Source organism: Gordonia sp. (in: high G+C Gram-positive bacteria), from assembly GCF_047600385.1.
GTDB lineage: Bacteria > Actinomycetota > Actinomycetes > Mycobacteriales > Mycobacteriaceae > Gordonia.
Genome location: NZ_JASGKZ010000001.1, coordinates 2,814,403 through 2,832,111 on the forward strand (window position 1 = coordinate 2,814,403; position 17,709 = coordinate 2,832,111).

Annotated in this window: 16 protein-coding genes and 2 pseudogenes; 8 read left to right on the plus strand and 10 right to left on the minus strand. The window is 70.3% G+C overall.

The window, feature by feature from the left end; genetic code table 11:
• Window positions 1–138 precede the first annotated feature (138 nt).
• Both QM809_RS12710 and QM809_RS12715 read right to left on the minus strand, forming a co-directional pair.
• A pseudogene (locus QM809_RS12710) lies at window positions 139–1,204 on the minus strand (alpha/beta fold hydrolase).
• 166 nt (window positions 1,205–1,370) lie between these two features.
• Complete coding sequence (locus QM809_RS12715) at window positions 1,371–3,020, minus strand: flavin-containing monooxygenase (RefSeq protein ID WP_415046127.1); 1,650 nt, start codon at window positions 3,018–3,020, stop codon at window positions 1,371–1,373.
• A gap of 174 nt (window positions 3,021–3,194) precedes the next feature.
• Here QM809_RS12715 and QM809_RS12720 point away from each other — a divergent pair, with 174 nt between their 5' ends.
• Complete coding sequence (locus tag QM809_RS12720) at window positions 3,195–4,589, plus strand: multicopper oxidase family protein (RefSeq protein ID WP_415046128.1); 1,395 nt, start codon at window positions 3,195–3,197, stop codon at window positions 4,587–4,589.
• A 117-nt stretch (window positions 4,590–4,706) separates the two neighbouring features.
• Entirely contained in the window at window positions 4,707–5,528 is an 822-nt protein-coding gene (gene thiD, locus QM809_RS12725) for a bifunctional hydroxymethylpyrimidine kinase/phosphomethylpyrimidine kinase (protein WP_415046129.1), read from the plus strand.
• Here the strand turns inward: thiD and QM809_RS12730 are convergent.
• A complete protein-coding gene (locus tag QM809_RS12730; RefSeq protein WP_415046130.1) occupies window positions 5,519–5,950 on the minus strand; it encodes a DUF488 domain-containing protein in 432 nt (143 codons plus the stop codon). The genes thiD and QM809_RS12730 overlap by 10 nt on opposite strands.
• 67 nt (window positions 5,951–6,017) lie before the next feature.
• A pseudogene (locus QM809_RS12735) lies at window positions 6,018–6,808 on the minus strand (ABC transporter ATP-binding protein).
• A gap of 186 nt (window positions 6,809–6,994) precedes the next feature.
• Here QM809_RS12735 and QM809_RS12740 point away from each other — a divergent pair.
• The 3 genes from QM809_RS12740 to QM809_RS12750 are packed head-to-tail and all read left to right on the plus strand — an operon-like array spanning window position 6,995 to window position 9,107.
• Window positions 6,995–7,726, plus strand: coding sequence for a hypothetical protein (locus tag QM809_RS12740; RefSeq protein WP_415046131.1), 732 nt, complete (start codon window positions 6,995–6,997; stop codon window positions 7,724–7,726).
• 2 nt (window positions 7,727–7,728) lie between these two features.
• Entirely contained in the window at window positions 7,729–8,745 is a 1,017-nt protein-coding gene (locus QM809_RS12745) for a glutathione S-transferase family protein (protein WP_415046132.1), read from the plus strand.
• On the plus strand, window positions 8,742–9,107 hold the full coding sequence (locus QM809_RS12750; protein WP_415046133.1) for a zinc ribbon domain-containing protein YjdM: 366 nt from the start codon (window positions 8,742–8,744) through the stop codon (window positions 9,105–9,107). Before QM809_RS12745 ends, QM809_RS12750 begins: the two co-directional genes overlap by 4 nt.
• A 37-nt stretch (window positions 9,108–9,144) precedes the next feature.
• On the opposite strand, the gene QM809_RS12755 is transcribed toward QM809_RS12750, so the two are convergent.
• A complete protein-coding gene (locus tag QM809_RS12755; protein WP_415046134.1) occupies window positions 9,145–9,828 on the minus strand; it encodes a hypothetical protein in 684 nt (227 codons plus the stop codon).
• Between the two features lie 107 nt (window positions 9,829–9,935).
• Between QM809_RS12755 and QM809_RS12760 the strand changes: the two genes are divergently transcribed.
• Window positions 9,936–12,455: a Tex family protein gene (locus QM809_RS12760; protein WP_415046135.1), complete on the plus strand. Its 2,520-nt coding sequence runs from the start codon at window positions 9,936–9,938 to the stop codon at window positions 12,453–12,455.
• 112 nt (window positions 12,456–12,567) lie between these two features.
• Window positions 12,568–12,933, plus strand: coding sequence for a VOC family protein (locus QM809_RS12765; protein WP_415046136.1), 366 nt, complete (start codon window positions 12,568–12,570; stop codon window positions 12,931–12,933).
• Between the two features lie 41 nt (window positions 12,934–12,974).
• Here QM809_RS12765 and QM809_RS12770 read toward each other — a convergent pair whose 3' ends face one another.
• The 4 genes from QM809_RS12770 to QM809_RS12785 all read right to left on the minus strand — a co-directional run bounded on the left by QM809_RS12770 (window position 12,975) and on the right by QM809_RS12785 (window position 16,063).
• Window positions 12,975–13,271 (minus strand): DUF503 domain-containing protein, encoded by a 297-nt coding sequence (locus QM809_RS12770; RefSeq protein WP_415046137.1) that lies wholly within the window; start codon window positions 13,269–13,271, stop codon window positions 12,975–12,977.
• Between the two features lie 13 nt (window positions 13,272–13,284).
• Window positions 13,285–14,532, minus strand: coding sequence for a polysaccharide pyruvyl transferase family protein (locus QM809_RS12775; RefSeq protein ID WP_415046138.1), 1,248 nt, complete (start codon window positions 14,530–14,532; stop codon window positions 13,285–13,287).
• 11 nt (window positions 14,533–14,543) lie between these two features.
• Window positions 14,544–15,380, minus strand: coding sequence for a polyphosphate kinase 2 (gene ppk2, locus QM809_RS12780; RefSeq protein ID WP_415046139.1), 837 nt, complete (start codon window positions 15,378–15,380; stop codon window positions 14,544–14,546).
• Between the two features lie 113 nt (window positions 15,381–15,493).
• Window positions 15,494–16,063: a hypothetical protein gene (locus QM809_RS12785; protein WP_415046140.1), complete on the minus strand. Its 570-nt coding sequence runs from the start codon at window positions 16,061–16,063 to the stop codon at window positions 15,494–15,496.
• Window positions 16,064–16,234: 171 nt separating this feature from the next.
• Between QM809_RS12785 and QM809_RS12790 the strand changes: the two genes are divergently transcribed.
• Window positions 16,235–16,372, plus strand: coding sequence for a hypothetical protein (locus QM809_RS12790; RefSeq protein WP_415046141.1), 138 nt, complete (start codon window positions 16,235–16,237; stop codon window positions 16,370–16,372).
• 305 nt (window positions 16,373–16,677) lie between these two features.
• Here QM809_RS12790 and QM809_RS12795 read toward each other — a convergent pair whose 3' ends face one another.
• Window positions 16,678–17,676, minus strand: a complete 999-nt coding sequence (locus QM809_RS12795; RefSeq protein WP_415046142.1) for a malate dehydrogenase — start codon at window positions 17,674–17,676, stop codon at window positions 16,678–16,680.
• Between the last annotated feature and the right edge of the window lie 33 nt (window positions 17,677–17,709).

Below are 17,709 nucleotides of genomic sequence, written 5' to 3' on the forward strand. Positions count from 1 at the left end.
GCGGGGGACGTCCTGTCCGATGGGTCAGGTCCCCGCGGCGCGTCGGCGGCCGGGCAGACGACGACGCAGCGGTGGACCCGGACGACCCGGGTCCACCGCTGCGTCGCGGCTGCAGAGAACGTCAGCTGCCGGGGAACGTCAGACGTCGGCGGCCAGCAGCTCACCGAGGTGCTTGTCGACCTGCTCCATGTAGGTCGGCGCCACGCCGAACAGGCCCAGGTGGCCCAGGACGTCGTTGATGACGCGGAACTCGGCGTTCGGGATCAGCTTCGCCTCGGCCTCGCAGTCGGCGGGCGGGAAGAGCTGGTCCAGGTCGATCGGCATCACGAAGACCTTCGCGGTGATCCGGCCGAGGGCCGCCGCCAGGTCGCCGTCGGTGTGCCGGGCGACGTCGCCGCGCTGCCAGGCCCACGACTGCGTCAGCAGATCGTTGGGGTCCATCGCGGTGAAGACCGGCTCCAGGAAGCCCGCCAGGAACTCCTCCTTGTTCGCGAACTCGAGGGCCTTGTAGACCTCGAGCTTCCAGAAGTCCGACGACAGCCCCTTGATGGCCCAGATGTGCGACATGCGCTTGAGGCCGTCGAACACCTCCGTGTTCGAGGTGTACTCGCCGTCGTTCCAGCCCGGATCGGACATCATCTGCTCGCGGATCACCTGGGCGATCAGGTAGTCGTCCGGGGTGTTCTGCGCGGTGCCGGCGATCGGCGCCGCCCGCAGCACCTTCTCCGGGAAGCGCACGGCCCACTCGTAGGTCTGCTGCGCGCCCATCGAGCCGCCGACCACCAGGGCCAGCTGCTCGATGCCGTAGTGCTCGCGGAGCAGACGCTCCTGGGCGACGACGTTGTCGCCGATCCGGACGTCCGGGAACTTCGACATCGCGATCTCGGCGTTGGGGCCGTCCGCGTTGTGCGGCGAGGTGGACAGGCCGCTGCCGATCTGGCTGATCACGATGATGAAGTACTTCTCCGGATTCAGCGCGTGCTCCGGGCCGATGTAGACGTCCCGCCAGGTCACGTGGGTGCCGGAGAACCACGTCGGGATCAGGACGACGTTGTCCTTGGCCTCGTTGAGGGTGCCGTAGGTGGCGACGGCCAGCTCGCAGTCGGGGATCACCCCGCCCTCCTCCAGCTGCAGTTCGCCGATGCTCGATCAGTTCGTACTCGCCCTGGAACTCGGGGGTGTAGAAGGGGTTCTCGATGGCCATGGTCGTGGTCTCCTCAAAGGGTCGTGAGTGGTGCCGGAGCGTCGCGGTGCTCCGTGACGGCGGTCGCCGGGCGCACCTGTGTCGTGGTTTACAGGCACGATCATTGTGGTTCGGGCCGGGGTCCTCCCGCCTCGTTTCCAGACGAGAGGACCCTCGGCGAGGCGGTTCAGGAGAACTGGAAGCCGGGGTAGCCCTGCGCGGCGTTCTCGTCCGTGCGCTGCCGGAAGTCGGCGGCGCCCAGGTACGACAGGATCCGGCCGCGCGGCTTGCCCTCGACGTTGGCGCCGTTGTACCAGGAGTTGGTCTTGGCCAGGAGCGTGGCCTGGGTGACCTCGTCGTGGTGCTGGACCCAGGCCTCCTCGCCCTCCACGGTCGGCTCGACGACGGCGTGGCCGTTCTCCTTCATGTGCCCGATGAGGCCGGTGATCCACTCGGTCTGCTGCTGCAGGCAGGTCGGCATGTTGCAGAGCGCCGCCGACGGGGCCAGCGGGATGCCGGTGGTCAGCATGTTCGGGTAGCCGTGCACCATGAAGCCCATCGTCGACCGGATCTCCCGGCTCCAGTCGTCGGCGAGCGAGCGGCCGTCCCGGCCCTTCGGATCCATCCGGGAGAGCGCGCCGCTGCCCGCGTCGAAGCCGACGGCCAGCACGATGATGTCGGCCTCGTGGACGGTGCCGTCCGCGAGCTCGATGCCCTCGGGCACGATGCGCTTGATCGGATTGTTCCGGACGCCGATCGCCTCGACGTTGTCGCGGTGGAAGGCCTCGTAGTATCCGCGCTCGAGGGGGACGCGATGGGTGCCGAACCCGAAGTCCCCGGGCTGGGGGACGAGGAGTTCGATCAGCTCGGGGTCCTTCAGGCGGGCCTCGATCTTGCCGCGCACGAAGTCCGACACGGCCGCGCTCACGTCGGGATCGATGAACATCGAGATGTACGAGCCGATCCACAGCTTCAGCGAACCGTCGTTGTAGCACTCCTCGAGGAGTTCGAGCCGCTCCTCCTCGGTCCGCTCGGCCCACTCCTTGGCGGTGTAGTCGTATTCGAAGCCGACCACGGTGGTCTTGATGGTGTCGCGCAGGTGCTCGAACTTGTCGTGGTAGGCCTGCACGTCCTCGGCGGTGTAGTCCGGGTTCTTCATCGGCAGGGTGAACTGCGGGGTCCGGATGAACACCTTGAGCTGGTCCACCTCGGGGGCGATGGTCTGGATCACCTGGATACCGGTGGCGCCGGTGCCGACCACGGCGACGCGCTTGCCGGTGAAGTCGACGCCCTCCGCGGGCCAGCGCGAGGTGTGGAAGATCTGGCCCCGGAACGAGTCCTGGCCCTCGAACACGTTGGTCAGCGGTGCCGACAGCATGCCGGCGCACGAGACGAGGAACTGGGTGTCGATCGTCTCGCCGCCGCTGGTGCGGACGGTCCAGCGGCCCGTGCTCTCGTCGTATTCGGCGCTCTCGATCCGGGTGTTGAAGGTGAAGTCCTCGCGGACCCCCATCTTGTCGGTGGCGTAGTGGAACCAGCGCTCGATCTCCTCCTGATCCGGGAACTTCTTGCTCCAGCCCCAGCCTTTGTAGAGGTCCTCGTCGAACATGTACTGGTAGATGTAGCCCTCGGAGTCGAAGCGGGCGCCCGGGTAGCGGTTCCAGTACCAGGTGCCGCCGACGTCGCCGGCCTCGTCGTAGCCGTGGACGTTCAGGCCCAGCTTCTTGAGCTGATAGACCTGGTACAGGCCGGCGACGCCGGCGCCGATCACCAGGGCATTGAGAGTGCGTGTCGCTTCGCCGGCCTCGGTGTCGGGGGCGATGTCGGTGACGGTCATGAAAGAACCCTCCTAGTAGTGCGGATCACAATGACAGAGTTTTGTGCCTCACCTCACTCGTGTCCGTCCTACTTTGGGACAGTTTTCGGGCCGGGTCCGGAGACGTCCCCGCATGTCGCCGAGATCGGCCGCCGCGGCTTCCTGGCCCTCGCCGGAGGCGCGGCCGGGGCCGTCGTGCTGGCCGCCTGCGGAGCGCTCCCGCGCGGCCGGGACGTGCTCAGCACCGTCGACGCGGTCGACTTCCGGACGCCGCTGCGCATCCCGCCGCTCGCCGACCCCGGACCGGTCCCGGGCCGCCCGTCCTTCTCGCTGACGCTGCAGGCCGGGGAGTCGTCGATCGTCTCGCAGGGGACGACTCGGACGTGGGGCGTGAACGGGCCGCTGCTCGGACCGACCCTGCGCATGCGCCGCGGTGATCGGGTGAGCATCGAGGTCCGCAACCGGCTCGACGAGTCGACGACGCTGCACTGGCACGGGATGGAACTGCCCAGCGAGGCCGACGGCGGACCGCATCAGATGATCGAGCCCGGCGGCATCTGGACGCCGCGGTGGCGCGTCGACCAGCCGGCCGCGACGCTCTGGTACCACCCGCATCCGCACGGCCGGACCGAACGGCACGTGTACCGCGGGATCGGCGGGATGCTCATCGTCGACGACGACTCCCCGCTCACGCGGGACCTGCCGCACGAGTACGGCGTCGACGACGTCCCGGTGATCGTGCAGGACAAGACGTTCGACGAAGCCGGCCGCCTGATCGAGACCGAACGCGAAGCGGTCGGCATGCTCGGCGACACGATCCTGGTGAACGGGACCGTCGGCCCGGTGCTGACCGTCGTCGCCGAGCGGACCCGACTGCGCCTGCTCAACGCGTCGACGGCCCGGATCTACGACTTCGGATTCTCCGACGACCGCGTGTTCGCCGTGATCGCGAGCGACGGCGGGCTGCTCGCGGCGCCCCTGCGCCGCACCCGGATCCGGCTCTCACCCGGCGAACGCGCGGAGATCGTCGTGCGGATGCGCCCGGGGGAGACGACGGTGCTGCGGTCGTACCCGCAGGATCTCGGCGTGGCGTCCCCGAACGCCGAGGCCGCGGGCGCCCGGGACCGACTCGACGTCCTGCAGCTGGTCGCGGGCGCGTCGATCCGGCCCTCCCCGCCGATCCCGGACCGGTTGAGCGCGTCGGCGCCCGCGGACGAGACGGGCGTCTCGCGCACCAGGACCTTCGGGCTGGGCGACGGCCGGATCGACGACCGGGTGATGGACATGCAGCGGATCGACGCGACCGTGCGACTGGGCGCCACCGAGATCTGGGAGGTGATCAACAACCACGGCCTGCCGCACAACTTCCACGTGCACGGCGTGCGGTTCCGGGTGCTCGACGTCGACGGCCGGCCCCCGCCGCCCGAACTCGCCGGCTGGAAGGACACCGTCTACACCCGCCCGGGCGCCCGCCTGCGGCTGACGGCGACCTTCCGGAATCCGAGCGTCGGACACCTTCCGTTCATGTACCACTGCCACCTCCTCCGGCACGAGGACGACGGCATGATGGGCCAGTTCACGGTCGTCTGACGGGCGGCCGACCCGGGCCGCGTCGGGAACGCGATCCCGGCGCCTCCCACCCCCTCGTCCGGGGTGAGAGGGACGTGGATCCGGAGGTCTGCCGAACCGTCGGTAGGCTGGGGAACCGTGGTTGATCTCGCGTATGTCATCGCCGGTTCCGAAGCGACCGGGGGCGCCGGTCTGCAAGCCGATCTGAAGACCTTCCAGGAGCTCGGGGTGTACGGCGTCGGCACCCTCACCTGCATCGTCTCCTTCGACCCGAAGAACGGGTGGGGCCATCGGTTCGTCCCCGTCGACCCCGGGGTGATCGCCGACCAGATCGAGGCCGCCACCGCCGCACACGACCTCGACGTCGTCAAGATCGGCATGCTCGGCACCCCGGCGACCATCGACGTGGTCGCCGCGGCGCTCGCCGCGCAGCAGTGGCGCCACGTGGTCCTCGACCCGGTGCTGATCTGCAAGGGGCAGGAGCCCGGCGCCGCCCTCGACACCGACACCGCGCTGCGCGAGAAGGTGCTGCCGCTCGCGACGGTCGTGACCCCGAACCTGTTCGAGGCGAAGATCCTCTCGGGCATGGAGGTCATCGAGACCGAGGAGCAGCTGATCGAGGCCGCACAGCGGATCCACGCGCTCGGCCCCGAGTACGTGGTCGTCAAGGGCGGCGTCGACCTGCCCGGCGACGAGGCCGTCGACGTCCTCTACGACGGCGCCCAGGCGACCGTGTTCAAGGCGGAGAAGATCGGCGCCGAGCGCGTGTCCGGGGCCGGCTGCACCCTGGCCGCGGCGATCACCGCCGAACTGGCCAAGGGCGTGGACATCGAGGAGGCGGTCGCCTTCGCGAAGGAGTTCGTGACCGCGGGCATCGAGGGCCGCGTCGCCGCGAACACGCCGTTCGACACCGTCTGGCAGGGCGCCTACGTCGAACAGCTGGCGCTCGATCAGGACTGATCCTCCCGGGTCGGGTCCTCCCCGGCCGCGGTCGGTGCGGCCGACCGGGGCCGAGGCCGTCGTCCCCCGTCGAGGAGACGCCGCAGCACCTCGGCGCCGCTGATCCCGGCCTCCCCGGTCGCGGTGAGCAGGGTGAGCGGGCCGCGCGCGGCGAGTGCGTGCAGGCGGTCCAGCGCCTCCTGCTGCTCCCCGGACTCCAGTTCGCGGCGATACCGCCGGGCGAACTCGTCGAACCGTGCCGGATCGTGCGCGTACCACCTGCGCAGATCCGGCGACGGGGCGACGGCCCTGCACCATTCGTCCAGGTGCGCGCGGTCTCTGCTCATCCCGCGCGGCCAGAGTCGGTCGACCAGCACGCGGGTCCCGTCGCCGGGTTCGGGGTCGGAGTAGATCCGGCGCACCCGCACGTCGAGACCGTTCATCGGGGATCCTTCCTCTTCGCGCGCCCGGGCCGGAGCACGGGTCGCCGGAGCATACGGGCAGAAAAGGTCAGCGCGCGCGAGCCTGCCAACGGCCGTCCCGGCGGGTGATCTCGATGGGGTAGTCGAAGCAGGCGCTGACGTGCTCGGTGGTGAGCACCTCGTCGGCGGGACCGTCGGCCAGGATCCGGCCGCCGCCGATGAGGAGCGCGTGCGTGGTGCTCACCGGGAGCTCCTCCAGGTGGTGGGTGACCAACACGGTCGTGAGCGCCGGATGCGTCCGATGCAGCTCGTCGACGGTCCGCAGGAACTGCTCACGCGCGGCCACGTCGAGCCCGGTGGTGGGCTCGTCGAGGAGGAGGAGACCCGGGTCGGGCAGCAGTGCTCGGGCGATCAGTGCGCGGCCGCGCTCACCCTGCGACAGGTGCGGCCAGACGACCTCCCGGATCGGGGCGAGGCCGAGCCGGGCGATCAGTTCGTCGGCGCGGGCGGCGACCTCCGGGGCGGGCGTCCACCGCGGCACGAGGTCGTTGCTGCCGGTCGCGCCGGTCAAGACTACCTCGCGCACCGACAGCGGCGAGCGCACCGGATGCCCGCGGATTCACATGCCCGATCGAGTGTTTCAACTCACGCAGGTCGACGGTGCCCAGGCGGTGCCCGAGGACGGTCGCGGTGCCGCGCGTGGGATGCGCGGTGGCCCCGCAGAATGCTCAGCACGGTGCTCTTGCCCGCGCCGTTCGGGCCGATCAGCGCCCAGTGCTCGCCGGTGCGCATGGTGAACGACACGTCGGAGAGGATGGGTCGGCCGTCGCGCACGAAGTCGACCGAATCGAGGGCCAGAACGATGTCGGGGGTCGTCATCGTTCCACCGTATCGGCCGCCGCTGACACCGTGATCCGGGTGAACGCCTCCGAACGGGTGCGACGGGCCCCTCCCGGTGCTCCGCGCCCCGCGCGGCGGCCCGCCGCGTCGGACCGTCCGCGCCGTTGATCAGGGATTTTTCACCGATGTTTCGCCATTCGGCGACCTATGCGTAAGGATGTAGCAGTGCCTGAGTACCTCTCTTACGAAGAATTCGGCCGCAACTTCTTCGAGATCGCGGTGACCGAGGACCGTATCGCCGATGCCTTCTCGACGATCGCCGGTGAGGAGTTCCAGGTCGGACCGCTCCCGGCCGGCCCCGGCGGAATGGTCAAGGTCGTCGCCGATGTGAAGATCGCCGAGCCGGAGATCTCCCGCGAGGTCGGCGAGTTGATCACCTTCACCGTGCGACTTCCGTTGGCCATCGGCCTGCTGATCGACCTGAAGCTCGACCGCCTCCGATACGACGTCGACGGTCTCATCACGTTGCCGCTGACCGTGCGTTGCGCGAAGCCGCTGGAACTGCGCATCGAGGTGGATCCACCCGCCCCGCGTGACGTCTTCGTCGACGTGGCCTCCCGCAACATGCGCGGTGAGATCATCCGGAACCTGGCGTCGGTCGACGCCGAGATCCGCAACGTGATCGCCAAGACCGTGGCCGAGGAGATCGACAAGCCGGAGATCCGCCAGGCCCGGTACATCGACGTCGCCGCCGAACTGTCCCGCGCGCTGGAAGGCGCCGTCGAGGAGGAGGCCGAGGCGCTCGCCGACGTCTCCGACGAGGTCGAGGCGGCCGTCGCCGAGGTCGCGACCGAGGGCGCCGACGCACCGGCCGATCCGGGCGTCGCCCCCGCGGGAGCCGCTTCCGCGCAGCCTCCGGTGGCCGCACCGGCGCCGGAGAAGCCGGCCGCACCGTAGTCATGACGTCCCGGGACGATTCCGCCGCGGGCGGACAGGGCTCCTACGTGCTGGCCGATCAGCCGTACGAGCGCGACACCCGCTACATCGAGACGCGCATCACCCGGGACGGTCGTGACGGCTACCCGGTGGAGCCGGGACGCTACCGCCTGGTGGTGTCGTACGCGTGCCCGTGGGCCAACCGCGCGATCATCGTGCGGCGGCTGCTCGGGCTGGAACAGGCGATCTCGATGGGCGTGTGCGGTCCGACGCACGACAGCCGGTCGTGGACGTTCGACCTCGACCCCGGCGGCGTCGACCCGGTGCTCGGCATCCCGCGGCTGCAGGACGCGTACTTCCGCCGGATCCCCGGCTACGAGAAGGGGATCACCGTCCCGGCCGTCGTCGACACGCGCAGCGGCGCCGTGGTGACCAACGACTTCCCGCGGATCACCCTCGATCTCGAGACCGAATGGGTCGACCACCACCGGCCCGGAGCCCCCGACCTGTATCCGGCCGAGCTGCGCGACGACATCGACGCGGTGAACGCGCTGGTGTACCGCGACGTGAACAACGGCGTGTACCGCTGCGGATTCGCCGGCTCGCAGGACTCCTACGACGCCGCCTACGATCGGCTGTTCACCCGCCTGGACTGGCTGTCCGAGCGGCTGGCGACGCAGCGCTACCTGGTGGGCGAGACGATCACCGAGGCCGACGTCCGGCTCTTCACCACGCTCGCGCGGTTCGACGCGGTGTATCACGGCCACTTCAAGTGCAACCGGGAGAAGCTCTCGGAGATGCCGGTGCTCTGGGCGTATGCGCGCGACCTGTTCCAGACGCCGGGCTTCGGCGACAGCACGGATTTCACGCACATCAAGCGGCACTACTACGAGGTCCACCGCGACATCAATCCGTCCGGGATCGTGCCGAAGGGCCCCGACCTCGCGAACTGGAACACCCCGCACGGGCGCGAGGCGCTCGGCGGACGGCCGTTCGGCGACGGCGAGCCGCCCGCACCGCTGACGAGGAGACGACCATGACCGCCGACACCGCGGAACTCCCGCCCTGCACCGAGTGCGCGAGCGAGTACACCTACGAGTCGGGTCCGCTCCTGGTGTGCTCGATGTGCGCGCACGAGTGGGCGCCGGGGGAGACCGGCGCGGACGATTCCGCCGAGGCCGCCGTGCGCGATGCGGTGGGCAACGTGCTCTCCGACGGCGATACGGTGATCCTGGTCAAGAGCGTCAAGATCTCCGGCGGCGGGGGCGGCACCATCAAGGTGGGCACCCGGGTCCCCGGCATCCGGTTGATCCCGGACAGCGGCGACGGTCACGACATCGACGCGAAGGTCCCGGGGTTCGGGAAGCTGAAGCTGAAGTCGGGCGTCGTCAAACGCGGCTGAGTCCCACGACCGACGCCGACCGCCCCGCTCGTCGGAGTCAGTCGGTCGGCGTCCAGCCGAAGAGCATCGCCAGCAGCGAACCGCCCAGGACCACGACGGCCACCACCAACGACCACGCCGTCACCAGCACCACCAGCCAGAGCGTCTTGAGGTAGACCGGCGTGAACGCCGCCAGCAGCGGGTGCCGTTTCGGGTCGGGCATGACCCGCGAGGTGAACGCGGTGACCAGCTGGGTCATCTGCCACAGGCTGCGCGGCTTCCAGACCCGGTCCGGGCCCGCGGCGATCGAGATCACGTCCTTGATCTCGGTGCCCGCGCGGACGTCGCCGACGTAGTCCCTGGTCTGCTCCAGCAGGACGCCGGGCCGTTCGATCGCCCGGGTCAGCGGCGACAGTCGCCGGTGGACCACGTACGGGAGGGCCACCGCCGGGAGGCAGAGCAGCACCACGAGCACGATGCCGGTCGGGAACCGCCAGTGGTCGGCGTGCTGCCAGATCAGGGCCCCGGAGAGCATCGCCACCGCGCCGAGGAGGGCGGCCAGCGTGGCGAGGGTGAATACGAGCAGCCGCAGGCCGCGGCCGGTGATCTCCAACGCGCGGGCCAGCCGTGCACCGGTGCGCGACACACGTGCCTTCTCCACCTCCACCGCGGACGAGGCGGACGGGACCGCCGGTGCGGGGGCGTCGAACGCGGCGGGCAGTGCGTCGTCGGGGTCGGCCATGGCCTCATCGTATCGGGCCGCGATCCCGGGTACCGCGGCGTGCTTCCGGGTGACCGCCGAGCCATGCGGATCGCGGGTCCGGCGGCCGGGCCGGTAGCCTTGCGCGGGTGTCTGCCACTGATTCAACGCACGTGAACCCGCTGCCGATCAAGTCGGTCAACGCCCGGATCGCCGAGGAACTCGGGGTCGCCGAGGGCCGGGTGGCCGCGGCGGTCGCCCTGCTCGACGAGGGATCGACGGTGCCCTTCATCGCCCGATACCGCAAGGAGGCGACCGGCAGCCTCGACGACGCCCAGCTGCGCCTCCTGGAGGAACGGCTGACCTACCTGCGCGAACTCGACGAACGACGCGCCGCCGTGCTCGCCTCCATCGACGAGCAGGGCAAGCTGACCGACGAGTTGCGCGCCGCGCTGCTGGCCGCCGACACCAAGGCGCGGGTGGAGGACATCTACCTCCCGTACAAGAAGAAGCGCCGCACCAAGGCGCAGATCGCGCGCGAGGCGGGTCTCGAACCGCTCGCCGAGGCGCTGCTCGCCGACCCGTCGCTGAACCCGGAGGAGGCGGCGGCGTCGTACCTGAACGACGCCGTGGCCGATGCGGGCGCCGCCCTGGACGGCGCCCGGCACATCCTGATCGAGCGGGCCGCCGAGGACGCCGAACTGGTCGGCGGGGTGCGCGAGAAGTTCTGGGCCGGCGGTCGGCTCGGCACCGCGGCGAAGTCCGAGCAGGTGGCGGCCACCGCCGCGGCCCAGAAGTTCCGCGACTACTTCGCCTTCGACGAGTCGCTGGAGACCATGCCCGGTCACCGCGTGCTGGCCGTGCTGCGCGGCGAGAAGGAGGGCGCGCTGACGCTCTCGTTCGACGGCGGGGAGGACGAGGAGTACATCGCGATGGTCGCCCGGACCCTCGGGATCGACCGGTCGGCGCCGGGCGCGGCCACCGACTGGCTGGCCACCACGGCGCGCTGGGCCTGGCGGACCAAGCTGCTGATCTCGGCCACCATCGAGGCCCGGCTCAAGCTCAAGAGCCGCGCCGAGGAGCAGGCCGTCGCCGTCTTCGCCACCAACCTCAAGGATCTGCTGCTGGCCGCGCCCGCGGGCACCCGCCCGACCCTCGGCCTGGACCCGGGTTTCCGGACCGGCGTCAAGGTGGCCGTGGTCGACGGCACCGGCAAGGTGCTCGACACGTGCGCGATCTACCCGCACCAGCCCGCGAACAAGTGGGATCAGGCCAAGGCGACGCTCGCCGCGCTGGTGGCGAAGCACGACGTCGAGCTGGTCGCGATCGGCAACGGCACCGCCTCGCGGGAGACCGATGCGCTGGCGACCGAGCTGATCGGCGACCTGCGCAAGGCCGGTCATGCGCCGCCGGCGAAGGCCGTGGTGAGCGAGGCGGGCGCCTCGGTGTACTCGGCCTCGGAGTACGCCTCGCGGGAACTGCCCGAGCTCGACGTCTCGCTGCGCGGCGCGGTCTCCATCGCCCGACGTCTCCAGGATCCGCTGGCCGAACTGGTGAAGATCGATCCGAAGTCCATCGGCGTCGGCCAGTACCAGCACGACGTCACCCCCGGCACGCTCGCCAAGAGCCTCGACGCCGTGGTCGAGGACGCGGTGAACGCGGTCGGCGTCGACCTCAACACCGCCTCGGTGCCGCTGCTCTCGCGCGTCTCGGGCGTCACCCCGACGCTCGCGCAGGCCATCGTCGCGCACCGCGACGGCGTCGGCGCGTTCCGCAGCCGCAAGAACCTGCTCGACGTCCCGCGCCTGGGCCCGAAGGCGTTCGAGCAGTGCGCCGGCTTCCTGCGCATCCGCGACGGCGAGGACCCCCTCGACGCCTCGGGCGTGCACCCGGAGGCCTACCCGGTGGTGCGCAGGATCCTCGACCGGACCGGGCTGGCGCTCGGCGAGCTGATCGGCGACACCCGCACGCTGCGCACGCTGAAGCCCGCCGAGTTCGCCGACGAGCGTTTCGGTCTGCCCACCGTCACCGACATCCTGACCGAACTGGAGAAGCCGGGCCGCGACCCGCGTCCGGCGTTCGCCACGGCGACCTTCGCGCAGGGCGTGGAGAAGGTGGGCGACCTCGAGCCCGGCATGGTGCTCGAAGGCGTGGTGACCAACGTCGCCGCGTTCGGCGCGTTCGTCGACGTGGGCGTGCACCAGGACGGCTTGGTCCACGTGTCGGCGATGAGCGAGAAGTTCGTGTCCGACCCGCACGAGGTGGTCCGCTCGGGCCAGGTGGTCAAGGTGAAGGTGATGGAGGTCGACGTCGACCGCCAGCGCATTGGTCTCTCGCTGCGCCTGAACGACGAGCCCGGCGCCGAGCGCAAGGGCGGTCGCGGCGGCGGCAACCGGGGCGGCGGAAACCGTGACGGGGGAGATCGTGCGGGAGTCAACCGCGGTGGCGGGGACCGCGGCGGCCGGCCTCGGGGCGAACAGCGCGGCGGTGACCGGCGGGGCGGCCGAGGCGGCGACGGTCGACGTGGCGGTGAACAGAGCGGGGGGAGTCGACGGGGAGGAAGTCAGCGCGGCGGCGAACAGCGCGGCGGCCGCGGGGGAGCGCGCCAGGAACGTCCGGCGAACGGTTCGATGGCCGATGCGCTGCGGAACGCCGGTTTCGGCCGATAGCCGCGATTGATCGGACCCCGGAGGTCTCGGCTCCGCACGCTTCGGCGGCGGAGCCGAGACCTCTCCACCCCGATCCCTCGTGTGCGAACGGATGTTCGAGTAGCATGCACGTATGACTGCGCATGCCTTGACACTCGCGATGATCACCGTCGACACCGACGACGCGGCCGGACTCAGCGCCTGGTGGCGCGACGCGTTCGACGCCACCGTGCTCGAAGAGAACGAGGGCTGGTTCGTGATCCTCTCGCTGGGCGAGGGCGTGCCGCTGCTGGCGTTCCAGAAGGTCGACGACCCGACGCCGGGGAAGAACCGGATCCACCTGGATCTGGTCGCCGAGGATCGCGCCGCCACCGTCCAGCGGCTGGTCGGCGCCGGCGCCACTCTGATCGCCGAGCGCGACATGCCCGGCATGAGCTGGGCGACCCTGGCCGATCCGGCAGGCAACCAGTTCTGCGTGGCCTCCGCCGCCGACCACTGAGCGGGTTCGGCGGAGTCCGGTGTCGAAGCTTCTCGAACCGCTTACAGATCCTCGGAGCTGGTGTACCGCGCGCGGGCCGAGAGCAACTGCACCTCGGGCCGCCTGGCCGCGAGACGTTCGACGGCGCCGACCACGTCCACCACGTGTTCGCGGTCGGCGCTGACCACCGCCACGCCCACACCGGTGCGCCGGTGCAGGTCGCGGTGGTCGGTCTCGGCGACGGAGACGTCGTACTTGCGGCGGATCTCGGCGATCAGCGGGCGTACCACGGAACGTTTCTCCTTGAGGGAGTGCACGTCGCCGAGAAGGAAATCGAGTTCTAGTGTTCCAATCCACATACGGCGAGCAACACTAGTGCACGTGCACGCCTCCTGGATAGAGGTCCTTCGCCAGATTCTGTTTGCGCTCCATCGCCGCCCCGGCGGCGAGGTGGGCGAAACCGCCGTCGGTGGGCCACTCGGGGACCTGCTCGCCGTCGGTGAGCAGGGTCCAGTGACTCCCGGCGGCCGTCAACGAGACGTGCTTGGTGTCGTAATAATCCGGTTTCGGCACGATCGCGACCCCGGAGTCGCCGACCGCGGCCGCCAGCAGGTGCGGGTGGAAGCGGGTGGAGAGCCAGGTGCCGCCGCGTCCGGACGGCAGCCCGTCGCGCCAGATGTCGTGGAAGGTGAGTCGGCGCGCCCCCTCCAGACGGGACCCCATGAGATCCGGTATCGCCAGGTCGAGACCGGGGATCGCCTCGACCACGGTGACCCGGTTCCCGGGGACCTCCCACTCGTCGAGGGTGGCGGTGAGCAGGTCGGCGAGGGCTTCGGCGCCGCGCAGCCCGCCGCGGCGGAAGTCCTCGGTGAGGTCGCTCTGCGCGCAGAGGATCACCTCGCCGGTCTGCTTCACCGAGTGCTCCGGCGCCTGGATGCGCGGCGACAGCCAGGCGTCGTCGCCGTTCTGCACGGCCCCGGGGGCATCGCCCAGCAGATCCAGCGACGGCCGGTCCCGGACGTCGAACACCTCGAACCGTGCCGCGTCGGCCACCAGCCGTTCGCGGGCCTCGCCCTCGAGCGGAGGCATCAGGCCCTGGCCGGTGGCGACGGCCCGGGCCCCGGTGACCCGGGACACCTCGGCCACGGCGGCGACCAGACCGATGTGCTCGCTCCACAGGTCGTTGACGTAGCCGCCGCCGACCAGGTGGATGGTCTTGGCGCGCAGCAGCATCTCGACGCCGAGACTGGACAGCGGTGCCGGTCCGTAGGTGCTGGCCGCTTTCGCGACCCACTCCCAGGGGCGCTCGGGATCGACCTCCGGGTTGTCGGGTGCCGAGTGGGCGTAGCGGGTCAGCTCCCACAGGGTGTCGACGAAGACGGCGCGCGGATTCGCCTGGCGGAGGACCAGATTCGCGTTGCCGACCCGACTGCAGTCGACGACCACCGTCGCGAGCGGACGATGCCGTGCGAAGTAGCGGAGCCATGCCTCGGCGATCAACTCGTCCCCGTAGTTCGGGAATCCGGCCGGGCAGACCAGGTAGATGAGATCGTGGAATTCGAAGGCTCGCCGGGCTTTTCGCCGGAACGACGAGAACCCGACGGCGGGTGTTCTGCTCACAGGTGTGCGGCTCAGTCTTCGGCGTCGCCGACCAGCGTCGCGACATGGTCGGGCACGAACTTGCTCAGCGACCGCGGCGGGCGGTGGTAGTTCCCGGTCTTCAGCGGCTGCTTGGGCAGTTTCACCTCCGGCGACGGCACGTTCTCGTACGGGATGGTCGAGAGCAGGTGCGAGATCATGTTGAGGCGCGCGTGCTTCTTGTTGTCGGATTCGACGACGTTCCACGGGCTCGCCATGGTGTCGGTGTGCACCATCATCTCGTCCTTGGCGCGGGAGTAGTCCTCCCACCGGTAGATCGATTCGAGATCCATCGGCGAGAGCTTCCACTGACGCACCGGATCGTCGCGGCGGGCGCGGAAACGGCGGAGCTGCTCGGCGTCGGACACCGAGAACCAGTACTTGCGGAGCAGGATGCCGTCGTCGATCAGCATCTGCTCGAAGATCGGGGTCTGGCGCAGGAACCGGGTGTGCTCCTCGGGGGTGCAGAAGCCCATCACCTTCTCGACGCCTGCCCGGTTGTACCAGGAGCGGTCGAAGAGCACGATCTCGCCGGGGGCGGGCAGCTGCGCCACGTACCGCTGGTAGTACCACTGGCCCTTCTCGCGGTCGGTGGGCGCGGGGAGCGCGGCGACGCGGCAGATGCGGGGGCTCAGGTACTGCGTGATGCGCTTGATCGCGCCGCCCTTGCCCGCGGCGTCCCGGCCCTCGAAGACGACGACGACGCGGGCTCCGGTGGCCCGGACCCATTCCTGGAGTGCGACCAGCTCGGTCTGCAGGCGGAAGAGTTCGGTCTCGTACGCCTGCTTGGACAGTTTGTCGCCCGTGTCGTTCTTCTTCGATTTACTCATGGTCCAATCCTAGATCGACCGGCGCGATCTGCGAGCCGGAGCACTCGAACACGTCGCGACGAGATTCCGTGTCCGGCAAGGACGTCCGGAAACGGGGTCTCGGGGCAGGGACTTCAGTCCCAACTCTCCGGGACGCCGAAACCCCAGATCTGAAACAGGTTCCCGCTGAAGTACTCGTTCGTGTAGCTCGTCTCCGAGAGCGGACCCTCCTGCCGGCAGGTGTCGGGGAGGGCGACACCCGAGGTGCGCAGCACCTCGGTGACGGTGCGGGCGGCCCACCTGCGGAACTCGGGAACCGCGGCGGGGCCGGCACGCGTGAACAGCTCGGGGTCGTGTGCGTCGGGTTCGGCGAAACCGAGGGACTTCAGGGTGGCTTCGTCGGCGAGGCCCGGGGCGATGGTGACGACGGTCAGCGACAGGGTGCCGTTCCGGTCGACGGAGGTCATCAGCCGGAGGAATCCGTCGGCGGCGTCGTACAGCGACCAGGAGACGCTGCCGCCGAACACCGTCAGCGTCTGCGCCAGGCAGGCGAAGGTGTCGTCGATGCCGTCGGTGAGGTCGGACCAGGTCTCGGCGACGCAGCCGCCGGGCCGGAACATGCTGTCCACATCCACGTCGGAGGGGCGGTCGGCGATCCACAGCGGGATGGTCTCGTCGCCGGTGGTGAAGTAGCCCTTGGTCACGAAGTCCCAGTTGTATTCGTAGACCTCGGTCGGTGCGATGCGCAGGACCAGATGATCGCCGAACAGGATCAGGAACCAGGTGATCCCCTGCGCGGCCCGGTCTGCCTTCCCGCGTCTGCCGGACCTGCGTCTGGCGGACCCGCGTCTGCCGGAGTCTCGTTCACCGGAGTCTTGTTCACCGGGGTCGCGGCGCCGGAGCTCGGTGAGGTGGTCCCGGTCCAGGCGCCAGCCGAGGAAGGCCCCGGGAGCCTCGCCGCCGGGACCGAGGCCGCCGAACAGCTGGGCCGCGAACCCGAGAATGCTCGCTGATCGCCGTGCCCACCTGGTGGAACACCGTGGCCGAGACGCCGTGTCCGAGGGTCAGGTCCAGGCACAGGACCTGGTCGGTCGAGTACAACGTGCTGTGGATCCGACCGCCCAGGAGCGACGGCGTCGTGACGTCGACGGGGAGACGCGTGGGCTTCGACGACGCCGACCACCCCGCCTCGGCGCACACCCGGGCGAGATCGGCGCGGGTCCACTCGCCGAAGGAGACTTCGGTGGGCAGGGCCAGAAGCGGATGGAGCTGATACGGGAGGAGTAGCGGTGGTGTCGGCATCCGTCGGCGTCCGGGTTCAGTCGAGGGCGTCGACGGCGGCGATCTCGGCCTGCAGCTCGGCGACGGAGGCGTCGATCCGGGCCCGCGAGAAGTCGTTGATCTCCAGGCCCTCGACGATCTCCCACTCGCCGCCGCGCGAGCGCACCGGGAACGAGCACACCAGGCCCTCGGGCACCCCGTAGGCGCCCGGGGAGACGACGGCCGCCGAGGTCCAGCCGTCGCCGGGGGTGCCCAGCGCCCAGTCGTGGACGTGATCGATGGTGCCGTTGGCGGCGGAGGCGGCCGACGACGCGCCGCGCGCGGCGATGATCGCCGAACCGCGCTGGGCGACCGTCGGGATGAAGTCGTTCTCCAGCCACTCGCGGTCCCGGGCCAGTTCGGTGCCGTGCACGTCCCCCACCCGGGCGTGGAAGACGTCCGGGTACTGGGTGGCCGAGTGGTTGCCCCAGATGGTGACGCCGTCGATCTCGCTGACCGGGGTGTCGGCGCGGTAGGAGAGCTGCGCGACGGCGCGGTTGTGGTCCAGGCGGGTGAGCGCCGAGAACCGCGACCGCGGGATGTCCGGGGCGTGGCGGGCGGCGATCGCCGCGTTGGTGTTCGCCGGATTGCCGACGACGGTGATGCGCACGTCGGCGGCGGCGACGTCGTTCAGCACCCGCCCCTGCGCGGCGAAGATCGACGCGTTGGCCGAGAGCAGATCGGCGCGTTCCATGCCCTTGCTGCGTGGTCTGGCGCCGATCAGCAGTGCGTGGTTCACGTCGGCGAAGGCCGCGCGGGGGTCGTCGAACACGTCGACCGTGAGGAGCTGCGGCAGGGCGCAGTCGTCGAGTTCCATCGCGATGCCCTCGGCGGCGGCGACCCGGTCGGGCAGTTCCAGCAGGCGCAGGTGCACCCCCTGGTCGTGGCCGAGCATCGCGCCGGCGGCCACCCGGAACAGGGCGGCGTAGCCGATGGTGCCGGCCGCTCCGGTGACGGTGACGGTGACGTCCGGCTTGGGATCGATCAGGGGAGGCATGGGGAGTCCTTCGGTGGCGGGACGGTGAGGAGG